The organism is Teredinibacter waterburyi (assembly GCF_001922985.1).
Taxonomy (GTDB): domain Bacteria; phylum Pseudomonadota; class Gammaproteobacteria; order Pseudomonadales; family Cellvibrionaceae; genus Teredinibacter; species Teredinibacter waterburyi.
Genome location: NZ_MRUH01000123.1, coordinates 94,045 through 113,929, shown reverse-complemented (window position 1 = coordinate 113,929; position 19,885 = coordinate 94,045). Strand labels below are relative to the sequence as shown.

19 protein-coding genes are annotated in these 19,885 nt (G+C 47.9%); 3 read left to right on the top strand and 16 right to left on the bottom strand.

Features of this window, described 5'->3' with window-relative positions:
* Window positions 1-297 precede the first annotated feature (297 nt).
* The 4 genes from asd to leuC form a co-directional block, all read right to left on the bottom strand.
* The gene (gene asd, locus IDZ20_RS09350) at window positions 298-1,407 is read right to left on the bottom strand and encodes an aspartate-semialdehyde dehydrogenase (protein ID WP_188151167.1); all 1,110 of its coding nucleotides are present in this window, start codon (window positions 1,405-1,407) and stop codon (window positions 298-300) included.
* Between the two features lie 30 nt (window positions 1,408-1,437).
* Entirely contained in the window at window positions 1,438-2,517 is a 1,080-nt protein-coding gene (gene leuB / locus IDZ20_RS09345; RefSeq protein ID WP_188151166.1) for a 3-isopropylmalate dehydrogenase, read from the bottom strand.
* 71 nt (window positions 2,518-2,588) lie between these two features.
* Entirely contained in the window at window positions 2,589-3,239 is a 651-nt protein-coding gene (leuD, locus tag IDZ20_RS09340) for a 3-isopropylmalate dehydratase small subunit (RefSeq protein ID WP_188151165.1), read from the bottom strand.
* A 17-nt stretch (window positions 3,240-3,256) separates the two neighbouring features.
* Entirely contained in the window at window positions 3,257-4,675 is a 1,419-nt protein-coding gene (leuC, locus tag IDZ20_RS09335; protein WP_188151164.1) for a 3-isopropylmalate dehydratase large subunit, read from the bottom strand.
* A gap of 123 nt (window positions 4,676-4,798) precedes the next feature.
* Between leuC and IDZ20_RS09330 the strand changes: the two genes are divergently transcribed.
* Entirely contained in the window at window positions 4,799-5,665 is an 867-nt protein-coding gene (locus IDZ20_RS09330) for a LysR family transcriptional regulator (RefSeq protein WP_188151163.1), read from the top strand.
* 153 nt (window positions 5,666-5,818) lie between these two features.
* A complete protein-coding gene (locus IDZ20_RS09325; protein ID WP_188151162.1) occupies window positions 5,819-6,601 on the top strand; it encodes a TIGR04219 family outer membrane beta-barrel protein in 783 nt (260 codons plus the stop codon).
* 163 nt (window positions 6,602-6,764) lie between these two features.
* Here the strand turns inward: IDZ20_RS09325 and IDZ20_RS09320 are convergent, their stop codons facing one another.
* The 3 genes from IDZ20_RS09320 to prmB all read right to left on the bottom strand — a co-directional run bounded on the left by IDZ20_RS09320 (window position 6,765) and on the right by prmB (window position 9,990).
* A complete protein-coding gene (locus IDZ20_RS09320; RefSeq protein ID WP_188151161.1) occupies window positions 6,765-7,751 on the bottom strand; it encodes a hypothetical protein in 987 nt (328 codons plus the stop codon).
* A gap of 137 nt (window positions 7,752-7,888) precedes the next feature.
* The gene (gene aroC, locus IDZ20_RS09315) at window positions 7,889-8,992 is read right to left on the bottom strand and encodes a chorismate synthase (protein ID WP_188151160.1); all 1,104 of its coding nucleotides are present in this window, start codon (window positions 8,990-8,992) and stop codon (window positions 7,889-7,891) included.
* 83 nt (window positions 8,993-9,075) lie between these two features.
* Window positions 9,076-9,990: a 50S ribosomal protein L3 N(5)-glutamine methyltransferase gene (gene prmB / locus IDZ20_RS09310; RefSeq protein ID WP_188151159.1), complete on the bottom strand. Its 915-nt coding sequence runs from the start codon at window positions 9,988-9,990 to the stop codon at window positions 9,076-9,078.
* 271 nt (window positions 9,991-10,261) lie between these two features.
* On the opposite strand from prmB, the gene folE reads away from it, so the two are divergent.
* Window positions 10,262-10,816, top strand: coding sequence for a GTP cyclohydrolase I FolE (folE, locus tag IDZ20_RS09305; RefSeq protein WP_188151158.1), 555 nt, complete (start codon window positions 10,262-10,264; stop codon window positions 10,814-10,816).
* A gap of 46 nt (window positions 10,817-10,862) precedes the next feature.
* Here the strand turns inward: folE and IDZ20_RS09300 are convergent, their stop codons facing one another.
* The 9 genes from IDZ20_RS09300 to sucC form a co-directional block, all read right to left on the bottom strand.
* Entirely contained in the window at window positions 10,863-11,753 is an 891-nt protein-coding gene (locus IDZ20_RS09300) for a DUF4892 domain-containing protein (protein ID WP_188151157.1), read from the bottom strand.
* 114 nt (window positions 11,754-11,867) lie between these two features.
* Window positions 11,868-12,767: an alpha/beta fold hydrolase gene (locus IDZ20_RS09295; RefSeq protein WP_188151156.1), complete on the bottom strand. Its 900-nt coding sequence runs from the start codon at window positions 12,765-12,767 to the stop codon at window positions 11,868-11,870.
* A 25-nt stretch (window positions 12,768-12,792) separates the two neighbouring features.
* Window positions 12,793-13,251, bottom strand: a complete 459-nt coding sequence (sixA, locus tag IDZ20_RS09290; RefSeq protein WP_188151155.1) for a phosphohistidine phosphatase SixA — start codon at window positions 13,249-13,251, stop codon at window positions 12,793-12,795.
* Entirely contained in the window at window positions 13,248-13,685 is a 438-nt protein-coding gene (locus IDZ20_RS09285) for a DUF4389 domain-containing protein (RefSeq protein ID WP_188151154.1), read from the bottom strand. Before IDZ20_RS09285 ends, sixA begins: the two co-directional genes overlap by 4 nt.
* Complete coding sequence (locus IDZ20_RS09280; protein ID WP_188151153.1) at window positions 13,685-14,704, bottom strand: NAD(P)H-dependent glycerol-3-phosphate dehydrogenase; 1,020 nt, start codon at window positions 14,702-14,704, stop codon at window positions 13,685-13,687. Before IDZ20_RS09280 ends, IDZ20_RS09285 begins: the two co-directional genes overlap by 1 nt.
* Before the next feature lie 199 nt (window positions 14,705-14,903).
* Window positions 14,904-16,802 carry a molecular chaperone HtpG gene (gene htpG, locus IDZ20_RS09275; RefSeq protein WP_188151152.1) on the bottom strand — a complete coding sequence of 633 codons (1,899 nt, stop codon included), beginning with the start codon at window positions 16,800-16,802 and terminating at the stop codon, window positions 14,904-14,906.
* Between the two features lie 367 nt (window positions 16,803-17,169).
* Window positions 17,170-17,487 (bottom strand): DUF4156 domain-containing protein, encoded by a 318-nt coding sequence (locus IDZ20_RS09270; RefSeq protein ID WP_188151151.1) that lies wholly within the window; start codon window positions 17,485-17,487, stop codon window positions 17,170-17,172.
* Between the two features lie 300 nt (window positions 17,488-17,787).
* Window positions 17,788-18,660, bottom strand: a complete 873-nt coding sequence (gene sucD / locus IDZ20_RS09265; RefSeq protein ID WP_188151150.1) for a succinate--CoA ligase subunit alpha — start codon at window positions 18,658-18,660, stop codon at window positions 17,788-17,790.
* A complete protein-coding gene (sucC, locus tag IDZ20_RS09260) occupies window positions 18,660-19,826 on the bottom strand; it encodes an ADP-forming succinate--CoA ligase subunit beta (protein ID WP_188151149.1) in 1,167 nt (388 codons plus the stop codon). The genes sucD and sucC overlap by 1 nt, the downstream gene beginning before the upstream one ends.
* Window positions 19,827-19,885: the final 59 nt, after the last annotated feature.

Here is a 19,885-nt window from a genome sequence, read left to right as displayed (position 1 = left end):
ATTCCGTAGTTTTTTTGCACAAAGGCACAAAAAAACGACGGTTTAGTAAGGAAGCTCTAGATTTTAGTACACAATTGCGCCCTCACCCAAGGGGGGCGAGACTAGCAAGCGGGTAAAGACGGGGCTGACAGCGAGATAATAAGGATGTGGAGAATAGTTTTAGATAAAGAAGCTACTCAACATTTTAACGTTGAGTAGCTGTACTTACTGCGGTATCAATCAACCAGAACAGAACTGCTGATAACACTGTGTGTTATTCGCGCTGGCGAGCTAGACAAAAAAACTCACCGACGACAATTAAGCTTCTTCGCGCAAGATTCGCAGCATTCTGCGCAGTGGCTCAGCAGCCCCCCAAAGCAACTGATCACCAACAGTGAAAGCGCTCAGATACTGTGGCCCCATATGCATCTTGCGTAAACGCCCAACCGGAATAGACAAAGTGCCAGTCACCTTCGTTGGCGTCAGATCATGAATACTGGCTTCGCGCTCGTTGGGCACAACGCTAACCCACTGGTTTGCTTCGGCAATGATTTGCTCAATATCCGCCAAAGGGACGTCTTGCTTAAGCTTTAGCGTTAACGCCTGACTGTGACAGCGCATCGCGCCAATCCGAACACAAATGCCGTCAATTGGCACAGGGTTGCCGGAACGACCAAGGATCTTGTTGGTTTCAACACCCCCCTTCCACTCTTCTTTGCTCTGGCGGTTGTCTAACTGCTTATCGATATAAGGAATCAAACTACCGGCTAACGGCGCGCCAAAACGATCTGTCGACAAGCTGGTACGCATAGTCTCAACGACCGTGCGGTCTATATCCAAAATTGCAGAAGATGGGTTCGCCAGATCTGTCGCTACAGAATCTCGAATTTCACCCATCTGGGTAATTAATTCACGCATATTCTGAGCGCCTGCACCACTGGCAGCTTGATAAGTCATCGCCGAGACCCACTCGACCAAGTCGGCTTTGAAAAGCCCGCCCAAGCCCATCAACATCAAACTTACAGTACAGTTGCCGCCGATATAGTTCTTAACACCTTTATTCAAGCCGTCGCGAATAACGCCGTCGTTAACCGGGTCTAACACAATCAAGGCATCATCCTTCATTCGCAAGGATGATGCAGCATCAATCCAATAACCCTGCCAACCAGTTGCGCGCAACTTCTCGAATACTGCAGCGGTATAGTCGCCACCCTGGCAGGAGATAATCGCATCCATGGCCTCTAGCGCTTCAATACTAAAAGCATCCTGCAACGCAGGGCTGGGCACACCAACATCAGGCGAAGCGCCGCCAACGTTTGATGTGGTAAAGAATACTGGCTCGATACCAACAAAGTCATTTTCTTCAAGCATGCGACCCATCAATACTGAGCCAACCATTCCGCGCCAACCTACAAAACCTACTTTCATTTCTATAACTCTCTATTCAAGAATGAACAATTAAACTGTTAAAGCTGCTACGACCGCATCACCCATCTCTTGGGTCGATACCTTGGTCATCCCTTCGGAATATATATCCGCTGAGCGCAGCCCTTGGTCCAAAACTTTGCCGACGGCATCTTCTATCGCTTGCGCGGCTGCTGCCTCATTCAAGGAATAGCGCAACATCATCGCTGCCGACAAGATAGTCGCTAAAGGATTGGCAATGCCCTGCCCTGCAATATCGGGAGCCGAGCCATGTACCGGCTCGTAAAGACCCTTGCCATCTTTGTTGAGTGAAGCCGATGGCAACATACCAATCGAGCCCGTTAACATTGCGGCTGTATCCGACAATATATCGCCGAACATATTTCCAGTCACAATCACGTCGAATTGCTTAGGCGCTCGAACCAATTGCATCGCCGCATTATCGACGTACATATGCGATAGCGTTACCTCAGGATATTCACTCGCAAGCGATTGCATAACTTCGCGCCAAAGTACCGTAGCTTCAAGCACATTTGCCTTGTCGACTGAACATACTCGCTTGTCGCGTTTCATCGCCATTTCGAACGCCGTACGACCGATTCGCTCAATTTCGTGTTCCGCATAAACGTAGGTGTTGTAACCCTGTCGCTCACCATTTTCGAGCAGGCGAATACCGCGCGGCTCACCAAAATAAATACCGCCGGTAAGTTCACGCACAATAAGAATATCCAAGCCGGCAACCAATTCAGGCTTAAGCGAAGATGCGTCCGCTAATTGCGGGTATAAAATTGCCGGCCGTAAATTGGCAAACAACCCCATTTCGTAACGAATCTTTAACAGGCCTTTTTCTGGGCGAATACTCGAATCCAGCGCATCCCACTTTGGCCCACCAACAGATCCCATCAACACCGCGTCGGCCTGCTGACAACGTGCCAAGGTTGACGATGCCAACGGCACACCATGCTCATCAATAGCGCAACCACCGATCAGACCCGTCTCGTAACTGAGATTCAACTTAAACCGCTTGTCGACTACCTGCAGCACTTTCACTGCCTCGGCCATAATTTCCGGGCCAATCCCGTCACCCGGAAGAAGTACAATTTTTTTACTCAAAACTTAGTCCTCGTAGCCCACGCATTAATAAATATTACAGCTGGCAATTTTCTAGTAATTTGTCTCGCGAATTATTGACTTACCGCACCAAACAGCCAAGGTTTGGTGTTTTTTCTCGCGTCTTCGTACGCGTGAATTTTATCTGAATCCAACAGCGTCAGGCTGATGTCATCAAAACCATTCAACAAGCAATGTTTGCGAAAGGCATCAACCTCAAAAGCATAGCGGTTACCCTTCGGACTCACGACCGTTTGCTCGGCCAAATCGACGGTTAAACTATAGCCTTCATCGGCGTACATTTCTTGAAACAGCTGCTCTACATCTGCCTCGGATAAAACAATGGGCAGCATGCCATTCTTAAAACAGTTGTTATAAAAAATGTCGGCAAAGCTTGGCGCTATAACCGCTCGAAAGCCAAACTCTTCGAGCGCCCAAGGCGCATGTTCTCGGCTAGAACCGCAGCCAAAGTTTTTGCGCGCCAATAAAACACTAGCGCCTTGATAGCGTTCAAAATTAAGTGGAAAGTCAGGGTTAACTGGCCGTGTACTGTTATCTCGACCTGGCTCTCCCGTATCCAGATAGCGCAGCTCGTCAAATAGATTCGGGCCAAACCCCGTGCGTTTGATCGACTTAAGGAATTGCTTAGGAATAATTAGATCGGTATCCACATTGGCGCGATCCATCGGCGCAACCAAACCGGTATGAGTCGTAAAGCTTTTCATTCTAGTCTCCAGTCTGATTAAAATTCGCGAACATCAACAAAGTGACCGGCAATAGCCGCTGCAGCCGCCATTGCGGGGCTCACCAAATGGGTACGACCACCATAGCCCTGACGCCCTTCGAAATTGCGATTTGATGTAGATGCACAGTGCTCGCCAGCGCCGAGACGATCGGCATTCATCGCCAGACACATGGAACAACCGGGCTCGCGCCACTCAATATCGGCTTCGATAAACACCTTGTGCAGCCCCTCGGCTTCGGCTTGCAACTTAACCGCACCAGAACCCGGTACAACGATCGCTTCCTTCACCGACGCGGCTTTCTTACGACCTTTAACGACCGCTGCAGCTGCGCGAATATCCTCGATACGAGAATTTGTACACGAACCAATAAAGACGCGATCCACGGCAATATCTTTGATCGCTTGACCGGGCTTCAACCCCATATATTCCAGCGCGCGGGAGTAGCCGCTGGCTTTAACCGCATCGGATTCAAGTGCTGGATCGGGAATTGAGCCACCGACAGGCAGCACCATTTCTGGCGATGTACCCCAGCTAACTTGCGGCTGGATATCGCTACCGTCTATAACCACAACTTCATCAAAGACAGCATCATCATCACTGCGCAGTTCTCGCCAGTTCTTTTCCGCTAGCGACCAATGCTCAGCTTTTGGAGCGAAAGCCCGCCCCTTTACATAGTCCAGGGTAATATCATCAACCGCGACCATACCGGCGCGAGCACCCGCTTCGATTGCCATATTGCAAACCGTTAGACGGCCTTCCATCGACATCGCGCGGAATACGGTGCCACCAAATTCGATTGCATAACCGGTACCGCCCGCTGTGCCAATTTTGCCAATAATGGCGAGCACAACGTCTTTTGGGGTAACGCCTTTGCCGAGCTCACCATCAACCCGTACCAACATATTTTTCATTTTTTTGGCGACGATACATTGAGTGGCGAGCACATGCTCTACCTCACTGGTGCCAATGCCAAATGCCAAAGCGCCTAGCGCGCCATTAGTCGAGGTATGAGAATCACCACAAACAATCGTCATGCCCGGCAGGCAAGCGCCTGTTTCAGGGCCAACAACGTGAACAATTCCTTGACGCTGGTCGTTAATTTTAAACTCTACAATTCCCAGCTCATCACAATTGTCGTCAAGTGTTTTCACCTGAATCTTAGAAATTGGGTCTGCGATACCCTCCACACCAAACGCGCGCTCGGCCGTGGTAGTCGGTACATTATGATCTGGGGTAGCGACAACGCTGTCGACGCGCCAAGGCTTACGACTGGCCAAGCGAAGCCCTTCGAACGCCTGAGGCGACGTCACTTCGTGCACAATATGCCGATCAATATAAAGAAGCGACGAACCGTCATCGCGTCGCGAGACTTCGTGGTCGTCCCAAAGCTTGTCGTATAGAGTCTTGCCTGACATAGAAAACCTCAAATTAAGAAGAGCTACTGTTGATTGCAGGCATTTTACGAAGCGCAAGCAAATAACTCAAATTCATTATTTTCATATTTTGCATTCCTCAAAGGAATAGAATATAAAGTAAGGATGGATACCGACTCACTTAAAGCTTTTCTCGCGGTTGCCGAATGCCAATCCTTTTCGATTGCCGCCGAGCGCCTTCATCTAACTCAGCCAGCCGTGAGTAAACGCATAGCTGCACTCGAAGAACGCCTGAATCACAGCCTGTTCGATCGCTTAGGGCGAAGCGTTCAGCTAACCGAAGCCGGCGAGCGCCTAAGACCGCAGGCAACGTTTATACTGCAAAATATTCGTGAAACCGAACGCAGCATTCGCGAACTATCCGGGGAAATGGTCGGCAGCTTAAAGGTCGCTACCAGCCACCACATCGGGCTCCATCATCTACCGCCGATTTTGCGTATCTTTGCCTCCAAATATCCCAAGGTGAACCTGCAATTCGAGTTTCTGGACTCAGAACAAGCTCACGAAAAGGTCATTAATGGTGATTGCGAGCTGGCGGTAGTAACCCTTGCCCCGGAACTAAAAGAACCTTTAGCCGCGGAGATAATCTGGCAAGACCCACTTGTTTTCGTTACCTCACCGAAACATGAACTTGCGCAACGAAGCCAGATCACGCTTAAAGACCTGAGTCAGGCTCGCGCCATCTTGCCGGACCTGAACACCTTTACTGGGCGCTTGGTAAAAAAATGTTTCGACGAAGCGAGCTTACCGCTGCGACTCAATATGGCCACCAACTATCTGGAAACCATAAAAGTAATGGTTTCCGTCGGGCTCGGCTGGAGCGTACTGCCGGCAACAATGCTAGACTCTCAATTGAAAGAAATTCCGATTGCAGGAACACAGCTTACCCGCAGCCTTGGCGTTGTAACCCATAAGCGGCGAACACTGGGAAATGCGGCACGCGCCTTTTATGATGTATTGCGCGCCAATTAACGTGTCTTTTCGGCAATATCACAAAAACACTCAAGTATTTTGCGATAAAACCCTGAAGATAAGCGCTGACATAGAATTATGTTTTCTGCGCCAAAGCATTTTCATCAGTACCACACCATTTTTTATTTTTAATTAGTTGATACAGGTCCCGACATGAAAAAACTTCATTCTTCGCTTTTCAAAACCACGGCGCTCGCCTGCTCACTGGCGAGTATTTCACCTGCTGCCATGTCTGACACCATTTTGGGTATTTACGCCGGTGCCGGTGTTTGGGACACATCCCTAGACGGCAGTGTTGGTGCCAGCAGTGACCCCATCACCAGTTCTGAGCTCGGCATCGACAGTTCCAAAAATACCTTCGCTTATTTGGCCTTTGAGCACCTGGTACCGGTTATACCTAACGCTCGTGTAGCCCTAACAAACATCAGCCTAGACGGCGATTCGACGGTATCTCGTGAATTTACCTTCGACGACCAAACCTTTGACGCAAATGGTCGCGCAGTAACCAACATCGATCTCGATATGACCGACGTAACCCTGTACTACGAGATTCTTGACAACTGGGTGAGTATTGACGTGGGCGTAAACGTTCGAATGCTAGATGGCATGGCTGACGTTGAAGTGACCGACGACTCAGGTAACAGCCAAACCGATAGCATGGATTTTAGTGGCGCCCTACCGATGCTATACGGTAAAGCCCGCTTCGACCTTCCCTTCTCGGGCCTCTATGTTGATGCAATCATCGATTACCTATCACTCGACGGCAACACCGTCACCGACACCGATATCAAGCTCGGCTACATGTTTGAAGGCCCTCTCGATATCGGCTTTGAACTCGGCTACCGTCAATTTAAAATTGATCTCGACGACCTCGATGATGCAACCATCAATATGACCTTTGATGGTCCCTATGCAAACCTTGCACTGCACTTTTAGTTAGTTAGCGACCGCGGTCGTTAAAGTTAAGCAAGCATCCATAAAAAAGGCTGGTTCGAAAATTCGAATCAGCCTTTTTTATATCTAGTTATTTTTAACCGGTCACTGCTGGTAGGAAAGTAATACAGTGAAGCCGTAACTCTTAAACTAGGGAGCTAACAAACTAAGGAGCTAACAACGCATTTTCCGCCGATGACTCCTGCACTTCGAAAAGCTTACTTAGAGAATTCTCTTCTGGCACAAATTGCTGCGATTCAGTTAAGGACGATTTGGCTTTTTCTGGGTCGCTAGCCATCATCCAATGGTAGCTAGCACGATGCAGCCTAGATGCAGCCTGATGCTGGTAAAAATTAATGTGGGTAAGTTCAGCCCCCGAGTTGGTTTTAGCTAGCATAACGGCTCTAGATACTGTCGAACCTTTAACCCAAGCCTGAGCAGCTCCGCGGTGGTCGCCAGCACCAGCATAAGCGTAGCCTGCCACCTCGTATGCTTTCCCCGCTAGCCGGTATAGCCGCATAGCAATTACACGGTAGGCGCTACTGGCCGCTGGGTTTTGCATATTTGGCAACTGCTCCGAAATTTCCTGAGCATAGCTATAAAAATTCTCCGCCATCTTTAACGAGTCTTCAGCGTACATCGACCAAGATTCAACAGCCTCATCACTGTTTTCATAGACCCACCAACTCAAGGTCACCTGACGCTGCTGAGCGAACATTCCATCGAGGTTGTGATCCATAATTTTTAACAAGTTTAGCGCTTCGCGAACCTGTAAATTACCGACTTTAATTTTTAGTGTCTTCAGATCCGTATGTGCAGCCCAGTACATTGTCGCTGCCTTTTTGTGGGTAGCAGTGATCTCAGCCTCAGGTAAAATTTTAACTTCGTCCAGATGTACAGTTAAGGGTAAAGGCGTCGCGGCAGGGCCATGAATGGAACAAAAATCGGTTGGCGTATTGTTATTTATTGCACAGCGTTTTTTTATTAGCTGCTGGTGAGACTCGCAAGCGGAAACCCAACTGGCCTCAGGTAAGCTGGAACAATCGCAGTTTATTTGCGGGCAAAGTTCTTGGGTGTTTGACTCTTGCGCTACTACCTGAGAACCAAGTAGACCAATAAGCACTAGCGTTAATAAACACTTAAACTGGGTCAACCTAAACTCCTATTGTTATTAATATCAAAGTCTTTAGCGTGGCGTCAGAATAACCAGCCTCTGCTCTAAATACAATCTGGGGGGTAACCGAGAGTGCGGATAACTGTGACAGCACCCGCACAATACACGCCACAATTCTATTCGGTTACGCTGCTGGGGATGATTGGCGTATCCTGCTTGACGCTGCCGTTCTGCGCGCGATTGCGCATGGCATGGTCCAATAACACTAGAGCCATCATTGCTTCGGCAATCGGAGTTGCACGAATACCGACACAAGGGTCGTGTCTACCGGTAGTTACAACCTCAACCTCATTGCCAAAACGATCAACACTACGCCCAGGAATACGCAAACTGGAAGTTGGCTTTAGCGCAAGGTGAGCAACCAGATCTTGACCGGTTGAAATTCCGCCAAGCACTCCGCCTGCATGATTTGACAAGAATCCTTGCGGGGTAATTTCATCTCGGTGCTCAGTGCCCTTTTGAGCAACACTGTCAAAACCATCGCCAACTTCCACACCTTTGACGGCATTGATTCCCATTAACGCGTGGGCCAGATCAGCATCTAAACGATCGAAAATAGGTTCACCTAAGCCTGGCACCATATTCCGAGCCACCACGGTAATCTTCGCGCCTACCGAATTACCTTCTTTACTAAGGTCTTTCATGTAGGTTTCCATGGCCTCAACTTTTGATGCATCGGGGCAAAAGAATGGGTTGTTGTGAATTTCATTCCAATCGACAGTATCTATCGTAATTGGTCCCAGCTGAGACAGGTAGCCATGAACTTCGATGCCCCAGATTTGCTTCAAAACTTTTTTCGCTAAAGCACCAGCGGCAACCCGTACAGCCGTTTCTCTCGCGGATGAACGACCACCACCACGGTAATCGCGCAGCCCGTATTTTTGCTGGTAGGTGTAGTCCGCATGAGCTGGGCGAAATACATCCATAATCTTGGAGTAGTCCTTGGAGCGCTGATCGGTGTTTTCGATCACCATTCCTATAGGCGTGCCGGTTGTTACACCTTCGAACACGCCGGACAAAATCTTGACTTCATCGTCCTCTTTCCGCTGAGTGGTAAAACGCGACTGACCAGGTTTGCGACGATCTAAGTCTCTCTGTAGATCCGCAGTATCAAGCGCAATCCCCGGAGGGCAGCCATCGACAATACAGCCCAGTGCGGGACCATGACTTTCGCCGAAGGTTGTAACAGTGAAGAGTTTTCCGAAGGTATTACCAGACATAGTTTTCTCGGGTTTTCATTATAAATTAAGTGTTCAGGCTAACGCCCTGTGGATTTCAACAAAGCTACTTTGAGCTAAGTAAACTAAACAAATAAATCACTACAAACACGCAACTGTTCGGCGGTGAGCACAAATACACCGTGACCACCATTTTCAAATTCGGGCCAGAAAAATGGCACCTCGGGGTAGAGCTCTGCAAGCGCCACCCAACTGTTGCCAACTTCCACAACGAGCATGCCATCGTCGGTTAAAAAATTCGCGGCTTGCTGCAATATTTTTCGCGTAATATCTAACCCATCGACGCCAGAGCCTAACCCTAACGCTGGCTCAGCCTGATATTCCGCGGGCATCGCTGACAAATCACAATTATCTACATAAGGAGGATTGGATACTATCAGGTTATAGCGCTTACCCTCGAATTCTGCGGCTTTAAATAAGTCTGACTCGATAATGGTCACGCGTTCAGACATCTCGTGCTCGCCGACGTTCGTGCGGGCTACTTCGAGCGCCTCTGTAGAAATATCGCTAATATCGACACTAGCACCCTCAAATACAGTAGCGCAAAGTATGCCAATACAACCACTACCCGTGCATAAATCGAGTATTTTCTCTGGGTATTCAGTTAACCAAGGTTCGAAACCCGCGGTAATCAGCTCCGCAACAGGAGAGCGTGGAACCAAGACGTTGTGATTAACGCGAAACTTCAAGCCGCCAAACCAGGCCTCTCCAGTGAGATAGGCAGCGGGAACCTTGTCGGCTATCCGGCGCTGAAACAACGAAAGAATCGTATCTCGTTCATCCAAGGTCAATCTGCAATCGTAAATAGTATCTAAACGTTGCCAAGGCTGGTTTATCGCCCACAGGGCCAATACTGCTGCCTCATCCCATGAATTGTCGGTACCGTGACCAAAATATAGTTTCTCTGCGCTGAACTTAGATGCGCCCCAACGAATCCAATCGCGTAGAGTTATAAGGTCCGAAGTAATGGAATCTGGCATGGTCTGATTGTTCCAAGAGCTGAATTTAGCGATATAACGCCAGATAGTTTTGGCAAACGGCAAAAAGGCCGGTATTCTAGCGCCTTTTTTCTTGCGCGCCCAATCCAATTGATAGCCGCTTGCCTATAGTAATTGCAAGTAGGGCGATGTTAGTGTCCGAAAACGCCTAAAAACCTCCGAGCCTAACCCGTTCGACGTTCAGGCAGGATTAAGTAAGTCGAGACGCTAGAGCACGTAGGAAGTATTTTATAGATAACAACGGGTGAACATCATGTCTGCAGAAAACACCAAAGTCCTGTTCGAGAAGATCATTGACTCAACTGGCGAAGATTTACAAAGACCGGGGCTTTTGGATACTCCAATGCGGGCTGCAAAAGCATTTGAGTTCCTCACCAGCGGCTATACGCAAACACTTGAAGAAGTTGTTAACGACGCCCTTTTCCCCTCAGATTCTAACGATATGATTATCGTCAAAGACATTGAATTGTTTTCAATGTGTGAACATCACATGCTACCGTTTATCGGTAAAGCCCACGTTGCTTACATTCCACAGGGTAAAGTATTGGGGTTATCGAAAGTTGCGCGAATTATTGATATGTTTGCGCGTCGCTTACAGATTCAGGAACAGCTGACGACGCAAATTGCGACCACTATTCAAGAGGTCACCAATGCCAGTGGTGTCGGTGTCATTATTGAAGCTAAACACCTGTGCATGATGATGCGCGGTGTAGAAAAACAGAATTCAACCATGAAGACGTCATCTATGCTTGGCAGCTTTAGAGCCAACCCAAGTACCCGCAGCGAATTTTTATCGCTGTTAAAATAATTTTTCTTACGCGAAAAATTAAATTTCCGAACGTTAATTCAGCGTACTAAAGAACGACAACCTCTAAACGCCAACTGCGCGTTTTTCCTTGTGGTGTCAAGGGGCCAAGCCCCTTGACGGTCAACCTATCAGCTTTTATTCCAAGACCAACCAACGCCTCTTTTAAAGCCTCCGCATAAGCCTGCGAACGGTCTAGGCGTTGCTGCAAAGACCCTAAGCCATAATCGTGTCCAACAAGAACAACAGACAAACTGGGCTTTCTTTTTAAAGTGTTTGCCAGCGCCTGGACATGGCGATCGAGCTTCATGTTCGGCCCATCAAAACGCGGGATTGTTAACACGTAGTATTTTTTGTCTTGCAACTGCATCAATATCGTTGACGGGTCGGCCTCTAAAGTATCCAATTGATCGCCGCGCAGCTTCACGAATTCCAACTGCAAATAGAGACGTTTATTACCTCGCTGAACTAAATAGGCAACAGCAATACCGTTAGCTTGAGGGTTTGCCAACTCCCACACCGCGTAATACTGATACTGGTCTAAACCATAGAGTTGTTTAACGTTAAAAATTTCGTTCGCCCAAGCGTTACTACTGCCGCAATCCAACCCTGTACAGCTATAGATTGCACGCCCAGAACTTCCGTAGGCTTCTAGCTGATCAACGACTTTTTGAAAATTGTCCTGGCCAACTAATTCAACCGTTGCTCGCCGCAAGTCGCCACGCAGAAGTTCCGCACGATCATTCACCCATTCGTTGTTGATTTTTTTAGGTGCGGACAACACCAGCCGATAAGTTGAATTGGTTTGTTCACTTTGAAAAATTGCACGATGCTCCGCAAACAAATCAAATAGGGGGTTGGCACCTGCGATAGCGCTTGAAACACTCGCAGTAGCGACAACAAGGGACAGCACTAGGCTAAAACGAAAACTGCGCGGCATTGTTTACAAACCTTTTTTAGAATTTTTCTCAAAATAATTATCGCAAATATAAAAAATATACGCCGTCGGAAAAGTACCGGATCAAGCTGCGCAAATTGCACGGCAAGAAATAAGCTACAGTTGACTTTGCTCGGCCGCAAAATACGACTGTAACGAGAGCGCGATCGCAGGAGCCTGCTCGCTCATATGCAAGTGATGTCCGCCGGGAAACGTTTCTATATCAATGTAATCAAAGTGTTCCAACCAACTTTTATTTGGCAAAAAATCCCAAATCATACTGTTTGACGCCAAAATCAATTTCGCCTGCAACTTCAAGGCAGAAACAAATGCATGCAGCTGTTCGGTGGTAAATTTAACGGCAGACGGCGCGGCCAAAACAGGGTCATTGCCCCAATAAAAACCTTTTTCGGAATTATGAACGCCTCTTTGCGCCAAAACTTCGGCATCGGCATAAGCGAGTTCAAACAGACCTCGCGCTCGACTTTTGGTGGCCGCCGCAAGGCTTGTGTAGTATCGCGTTTTGCGATTCTTTGCAGCCATCACCGCCTTAATCGAAGCGCTGAGCTGGCCAACTGCATCACTCGCCGCAGCAGGTTGCGGCGTGAGCGCTTCTATCGCGGCAAGATGAGAAACCCGCTCGGGAAAGGTAGCGGCCGTTAAAGTTGCAATCATCGCTCCTCGCGAATGACCAAGCAGAGCAAAACGTTGCCAACCGAGCTGATTGGCCACCTCAAGTATTTCGCCAATATCCTGCCAAATACTATAGGCCTCGCAATGCTTACGTGCATCGCTTTGGCCGTGACCGGCCAAGTCTAACGCGACTATATCGAAAGACGCCGGAGTTAACTGCATAAGTTCGCGGGCTAGAAAATCAAATGAGCCACAATTATCCATCCAACCGTGCAAAGCCACTACCGGCAACAAATCAGTATCTTGCTGACTTCTCCAGCGTCGGCCACGTAATTTAAGTCCAGAAAGCGAAAATTCAACATCGCTATAAGGTAATGCGTTCAACTACCTCTCCTAAGCTCAACGGATGTTATTCTGACGGCTTAATCCAGACTAAATCGGCGCAACGAGCTGCAATCACATTGGTCTCAAGTAGCGCCAAAGACGCCGTACTCATGTGTACAGAACCACCATTTGCGCCAGACAGTATTTCTATCAAATTACTGACCAGAGGTTGATGACTTACCAGCAGCACCACATCACTCTTGACCCTATCACGCAACTTATCAACAGTTACAGAGAGCATTGCATCAGGCGCCAACCAATCGACCGTTTCCGCCTCCGGAAGAACTTCGCCACGCACGATGTCACAAGTTTGCTGCGCCCGAATGTAGGGGCTGACAAAAACTTGCTGAACCTGAGCGAGAGCTTCACGATTTGAATCTGCACAAGCTTGTACCTGTTTGCGACCTAATTCACTTAGCGCACGTGCTGAATCATTGGTCCACGAGGGAACTGCATCGCCATGTCGTAATACGTAAACCTTCACTCAGACTTCTCATTAGTTTTTTTTACAGGGGCTGAAGAGGAAGCGTCATCTCGCTCGTCGTCTACAGCGTATTCAACGGGTTGACCACTAGAATCGTCAACAGATTCAGATCTTTCCGACTCCGCATAAACGTCCTCAGACTCTTCGCCTTCGCTCTCGACAGGATCTGGCCATTCGGCAAATGGAAACGCCTTAACCTCACTGTTGTAGGTTAAAAAGCGAATCGTTGCATTAATATATTGAGCTAGCGAATCGCCAAATTTTCTCAAATTGCCATTATCGCTACCGGTCACCAAGGCAAAAAGAAACTGCACAATCACTAACACCCACATAACCGCCAGTGCAACCTGTAGTAAAACTGCGAATAACAACATATAAACTAATCGCAACCAATGTGTGCTTGAGGTTAAATTCGATTTTAACTGTTGGTCCATCACATACCCCCTTGTAAGTCTACGTCACTACTCATTTCCCCTGTCATCAAACCTTGTACAACTTTTAATATATCGCGGTCTTCAAACAGAATTTGGTACAAACCTGCTACTAGCGGCATATACACGCCCAAATCTTCAGCTTTGCTTCGAACAATTCTCAAGGTGTTAACACCTTCGGCTACCTGACCTATTTCATCCAGTGTTTCGGCAAGTTTTTTACCCTTACCCAGTGCATAACCCACTCGATAATTACGGCTTTGATCAGAGGTACAGGTGAGAATTAAATCCCCTACACCGGCCAAGCCCTGAAATGTTTTAGGGTCTGCTCCCAGCTCAGATGCAAGCCGACTCATTTCGGCAAGACTGCGGGTTAGCAACATCGCCGTGGTATTGCTGCCACAGCCCAAAGCCGCGGCCATACCGGTAATAATGGCATAAATATTCTTAAGTGCTCCACCTAGTTCAACACCAAAGCGATCGTGATTACTATAGATGCGGAAGGTCTGAGAGGAACAAGCTTGGCGAATACACTGGATCACGGAGTCGTGCTCACTCGCAATCACGCTGCCGGTAAACTGATTCTGAATGATTTCTGACGCAAAATTGGGGCCGCTCAGCACGCCGATACGAACATTGGAGAGCTCCTGCTCAAGGATCTGGCTCATCAACAAGAAGCTTTCACCCTCAATGCCTTTGGTCGTACTGATAACGATGGTATTAGGCTTTAGATGCGGGGCCACCCGCTTGGTGACCTCTCGAAATGACTTGCTAGGCACAGAAATGACCACGACGTCACTGTTCGCAACGGCGAGAGCTAAGTCGTCGGTAACGGTTAGGTTATCGTGTAGCGCATAACCAGGGAGGTATTCGGGGTTTTCGCGCGCAGCCTGAGCTTTATTTGCTCGATCGGTATCTCGCATCCACAAAAAGGTGTTGTTGCCATTGGCCGCGATGATATTGGCAATAGCGGTTCCAAAACTGCCTCCACCCAAAACTGCTAGGGTTAATCTTTCGGTCATTGCTGCTCCCGTGCAGTCATGTGATCGCCGTAATCCAACATAAGTGCATTAGCGGTGTTAAGTTCAGTGCCTAGATTACCCACTAAACAGTATAGCTAACGAAATGCTTCTAGCCTGACTACCCTATCGCGTACCGGCAGGTAGGCGATAGGGTCATAGCGAGCAGCGTCAAGCATACCAGAGCTATACAGACTCGTGGCTATTGAATATCCATTAACAGCTTATTCAGACGCTGCACATAGGCCGCAGGATCTTTTAGCGCTCCACCTTCAGCAAGGTTAGCCTGATCGAACAACACGTGAGCAAGATCGGAAAAACGGTCTTCATCAGCTTCCTTATCCATTTTTTGGACTAGGGGATGATCGGGATTAATCTCGATACTCGGCTTGCTCTCTGGTACCGCTTGACCAGCAGACTCAAGCAGACGTCGCATTTGAGCACCCATATCGTCTTCGCCAACCACCAAACAGGCAGGAGAGTTGGTTAAACGATGGGTCACACGTACAGCTTCTACTTGATTGTCTAGAACAGCCTGTAGGCGCTCGGTAAAGCCCTTATACGCTTCTTCAACTTTTTCGTGCTGCTCCTTTTCTTCTTCGCTATCGAGCTTACCTAAATCAAGCTGACCCTTACCAACATCCTGGAACTGCTTGCCGTCGAATTCATTCAAATGTCCCATCAACCAATCATCAACGCGATCGGACAGTAGCAATACTTCAATACCCTTCTTGCGGAACACTTCTAGGTGAGGGCTGTTTTTCGCCGTATTAAAGTTGTCGGCAACAACGTAATAGATTTTATCTTGGCCATCTTTCATTCGAGAGACATAATCAGCCAAGGATTGATTTTGTTCGCCGGTATCGTTCTCGGTGGTTGCAAACAAGAAAAGCCCAGCGATTTTTTCTTTGTTAGCAAAGTCTTCCGCCGGCCCCTCTTTTAGAACTTGGCCAAACTCTGCCCAGAACGTGGCGTAGGCTTCGGCAGAATTCTTTTTCAATTTCTCTAACATATCGAGCACCCGCTTGGTCAGCGCGGCACGCATGCTATCGATGCTTTGATCTTTCTGTAAAATCTCGCGGGAAACGTTCAATGACAGATCGTTAGAATCTACGACACCCTTAATAAAGCGCAGGTAGAGCGGCAAGAACTGCTCAGCGTCGTCCATAATAAACGTTCGCTGGACATAGAGTTTCAACCCTCGAGCCGCATCGCGATTATAAAGGTCGAACGGTGCTTTAGCCGGTAAGTACAATAAGCTGGTGTAATCGAGCTTACCTTCTACGCGGTTGTGGCTCCACTTTGCCGGTGCAACGAAGTCGTGAGAAACATGCTTATAGAATTCAGTATATTCTTCATCACTAATGTCGCTACGTGAGCGAGTCCAAATTGCAGTAGCCGTATTAACGACTTCATCTTCAGCTGCCGCTTCTGCGTCGTCAGTGGCTGCCGCAACCTTTTCCATTACGATTGGAAGTGAAATGTGATCCGAGTATTTTTTGATGATGGAGCGTAAACGCCAACCGTCAGCGAATTCGGCCTGATCCTTTTTGAGGTGTAAGACAATTGTTGTGCCACGCCCGGCCTTCTCTATAGTCTCGATACTGTAATCGGCTTCGCCGCTGCTTTCCCAATGAACACCCTCTTCGATTGGCGCACCGGCGCTACGGGTCATAACTTCTACTCGATCGGCAACGATAAAAGCAGAGTAGAAACCTACGCCAAACTGGCCAATCAGATGAGAATCTTTCTTTTGGTCGCCGGTCAACTGGGACATAAAACTAGCGGTGCCGGACTTGGCAATAGTGCCGAGGTTCTCGATGACTTCATCTCGGTTCATACCGATGCCATTGTCCGCAATGGTGACAGTATTCAGCTCTTTGTCAAAACTTACACGAATTTTAAGCTCTGGATCATCTTCGTATAGAGCTCCGTCATGAAGAGCCTTAAAACGTAGCTTGTCGGCGGCATCAGATGCGTTGGAAACCAACTCACGCAAGAAAATTTCTTTGTTGGAATACAATGAATGAATCATTAGATGCAGAAGTTGTTTCGCTTCTGTTTCAAATCCTCGGGTTTCTTTTACGGCCTCTACGGTCATTGGTCTGGCTCCTGAATACAGTTGGGCAGGTCAACTTTTGACCTGCGCAGAAAGAATTTTGGCGCTCGTCTCAGGACAAGCAGCTGGTGAACTATATGGAGGTGGTAGCCAAAGATTTCAAGCACTAGAATTTAGGTGAAGAAGCCGGATTGTTTGAAAAGTAGTGATCGAGGATTTTACGGTATTGACGAATGCCGGTAACACGGCCATAAAAGGCTGCTTAGCACGATCGTTTTACAGAAATCGTCTAACACAGAGGAACACACAGAAACAGAAACCCCACACCGATTTCATACTGGCCTGCTGGCTAACGATGAAACGGGAGTGGGGAATTGTATCTCTATGACTTGCAGATCAATATAAACGCTTAGCGACAGCGATATAAACCATACTTTTGGCTTCCGTCGTCAGCGGCAGTTTCCGCGACAATAGTATCGGCGCCCGCCTGAACAGCTTGGTTACGCGCCATAGTGAGGAGCTCTTTCGACACCTTGGCGCCGCTTCGGTTAATAAAACCGACCTTGTCTTTTACCTGTAAGACTGCAGTCGAAAGCTTTTCACAATTTTGAACCACTTGCGGCTTCACCAGTGCAATAGCCTCAACACCATCCACAGGTGTCACCCAAGTGCAGCCTCCAGCTAAGATTAGCGCGCCGATCAGTGCTGCTGTTTTTATCCTGCTCACATTTTTCATGGTGCCCCCAAACATTGACAAGGTAGTCAAATTTCAATTCTAGTTCTGCGATAAACACCTGTGTATCGCGCCTTTTCTTACCTGCTTTTCCTTACGAATATGTCTTCACGTACTTTTCCGTGTGCCCCATTAGGCAACACAGTAAATAAAAGTTCCGTTCAACTGAAATCAAATCAGCTTCTGATCACGCTAGTCAACTACGGAAGTAAAAGCTGTATGCTCAAGAAAACTAAAAAAGCCGACAAAACTGTCGGCCTTTAGTAAAACGATTAAGAACCAAGACTTACGACTTTACCAGCCAGTAATCGCTTTTAAGCCATCACCAATTTCAGCCAAACTGCGTACAGTCTTAACGCCTGCATCTTCTAGCGCCGCAAACTTTTCATCGGCTGTTCCCTTACCACCAGAAATAATTGCACCGGCGTGCCCCATACGCTTCCCAGCAGGAGCCGTAACACCAGCAATATAGGATACAACAGGCTTGGTGACATGTTCTTTAATGTAGGCTGCCGCTTCTTCTTCTGCAGTACCACCGATCTCACCAATCATCACAATCGCTTCAGTTTTAGGGTCTTCCTGGAACAACTTCAAGATATCAATAAAGTTCGAACCCGGAATTGGGTCGCCACCAATACCAACACAGGTAGACTGACCAAAACCATAATCGGTGGTTTGCTTAACCGCTTCGTAGGTCAAGGTTCCCGAACGGGACACAATGCCAACTTTTCCTGGCAAGTGAATATGGCCCGGCATAATACCGATTTTACATTCACCAGGAGTAATCACTCCAGGGCAGTTTGGTCCGATTAAAGTAACACCCAACTCGTCGCATTTAACTTTACAGTCAAGCATATCCAGCGTTGGGATACCTTCGGTAATACACACGACAAGTTTTACGCCGCTATGAGCAGCTTCAAGAATGGAGTCCTTACAAAACGGAGCTGGCACATAAATAACAGAGGCATCGGCACCCGTTTCGGCGACAGCTTCTTTCATGGTGTTAAATACTGGCAAGCCCAAGTGAACCTGTCCGCCCTTACCGGGAGTAACACCGCCTACCATTTTAGTGCCGTAGGCAATCGCTTGTTCAGAATGGAAGGTTCCCTGAGAACCGGTAAAACCCTGACAGAGGACTTTTGTATCTTTATTAATTAAAACACTCATTATTTGCCCTCCGCGGCTTTTACAACTTGTTGTGCAGCGTCAGTTAAGCTGTTTGCGGCAATAATATTCAAACCACTATCAGCGAGGACTTTTGCACCAAGTTCTGCGTTGTTACCTTCTAAGCGAACGACGACTGGAACCTTAACGCCAACCTCTTCTACCGCGCCAACCACGCCTTCGGCAATAAGATCGCAACGCACGATACCGCCAAAGATATTAATAAATACAGCCGATACATTGTCGTCGGAAAGAATAATCTTAAAAGCTTCAACTACACGCTCTTTAGTCGCACCGCCGCCAACGTCAAGGAAGTTCGCTGGCTGACCACCATGCAATTTGACGATATCCATAGTGCCCATTGCCAAACCGGCGCCGTTTACCATGCAGCCGATGTTTCCGTCTAACGCGACATAATTGAGCTCCCACTTTGCAGCATGAGCTTCGCGCTCATCTTCTTGCGAGGGGTCGTGCATTTCTTTAAGCGCTGGCTGACGGTACATAGCGTTGCCATCGATAGTGACCTTAGCATCCAAACAATGTAGGTCGCCGGCGGTAGTAATAACCAGTGGGTTAATTTCTAATAACGCCAAATCTTTTTCATGGAACATTTTCGCCAAACCTAAAAAGATTTGGGTAAACTGCTTAATTTGTTTGCCCTCTAAGCCCAGTTTAAAAGCAAGTTCGCGCGCCTGATAAGGCTGTGCGCCAGCGAGCGGATCTATAGTCGCTTTGAGAATTTTTTCTGGCGTTTCATGGGCGACTTTTTCAATTTCCACACCGCCTTCGGTCGAGGCCATAAACACCACACGACGCGAAGAACGGTCTACAACAGCACCTAAATAAAGCTCTTGATCAATATCGGTACACTCTTCTACCAATATACGGCTCACTGGCTGACCATTTTCATCTGTTTGGTAGGTTACCAAATTATTGCCCAACCACTTTTTGGCAAACTCTTCAATTTCAGCTTTTGAGCTAACCAGTTTTACACCGCCAGCTTTACCGCGGCCACCGGCATGAACCTGAGCTTTAACAACCCATTTATTACCACCAATAATGCTTGTCGCCGAAGCTGCTTCTGCTGGAGTTTCTGCAGCGACACCTTTTGATACGGGCAGACCATATTCAGCAAAAAGCTGTTTACCTTGGTATTCGTGTAAATTCATCTTTGTATCCCATATGTTTCTAAGCTGTAGTATGCGCACCCTACAAAATCTACAGCGAA

Coding starts and splice junctions, on each gene's coding strand:
- asd (WP_188151167.1), bottom strand. CDS start 1,407: ATGAAAGTAGGTTTTGTAGGTTGGCGCGGAATGGTTGGCTCAGTATTG.
- leuD (WP_188151165.1), bottom strand. CDS start 3,239: ATGAAAAGCTTTACGACTCATACCGGTTTGGTTGCGCCGATGGATCGC.
- leuC (WP_188151164.1), bottom strand. CDS start 4,675: ATGTCAGGCAAGACTCTATACGACAAGCTTTGGGACGACCACGAAGTC.
- IDZ20_RS09330 (WP_188151163.1), top strand. CDS start 4,799: ATGGATACCGACTCACTTAAAGCTTTTCTCGCGGTTGCCGAATGCCAA.
- IDZ20_RS09325 (WP_188151162.1), top strand. CDS start 5,819: ATGAAAAAACTTCATTCTTCGCTTTTCAAAACCACGGCGCTCGCCTGC.
- aroC (WP_188151160.1), bottom strand. CDS start 8,992: ATGTCTGGTAATACCTTCGGAAAACTCTTCACTGTTACAACCTTCGGC.
- prmB (WP_188151159.1), bottom strand. CDS start 9,990: ATGCCAGATTCCATTACTTCGGACCTTATAACTCTACGCGATTGGATT.
- folE (WP_188151158.1), top strand. CDS start 10,262: ATGTCTGCAGAAAACACCAAAGTCCTGTTCGAGAAGATCATTGACTCA.
- IDZ20_RS09300 (WP_188151157.1), bottom strand. CDS start 11,753: ATGCCGCGCAGTTTTCGTTTTAGCCTAGTGCTGTCCCTTGTTGTCGCT.
- IDZ20_RS09285 (WP_188151154.1), bottom strand. CDS start 13,685: ATGGACCAACAGTTAAAATCGAATTTAACCTCAAGCACACATTGGTTG.
- IDZ20_RS09280 (WP_188151153.1), bottom strand. CDS start 14,704: ATGACCGAAAGATTAACCCTAGCAGTTTTGGGTGGAGGCAGTTTTGGA.
- htpG (WP_188151152.1), bottom strand. CDS start 16,802: ATGACCGTAGAGGCCGTAAAAGAAACCCGAGGATTTGAAACAGAAGCG.
- sucD (WP_188151150.1), bottom strand. CDS start 18,660: ATGAGTGTTTTAATTAATAAAGATACAAAAGTCCTCTGTCAGGGTTTT.
- sucC (WP_188151149.1), bottom strand. CDS start 19,826: ATGAATTTACACGAATACCAAGGTAAACAGCTTTTTGCTGAATATGGT.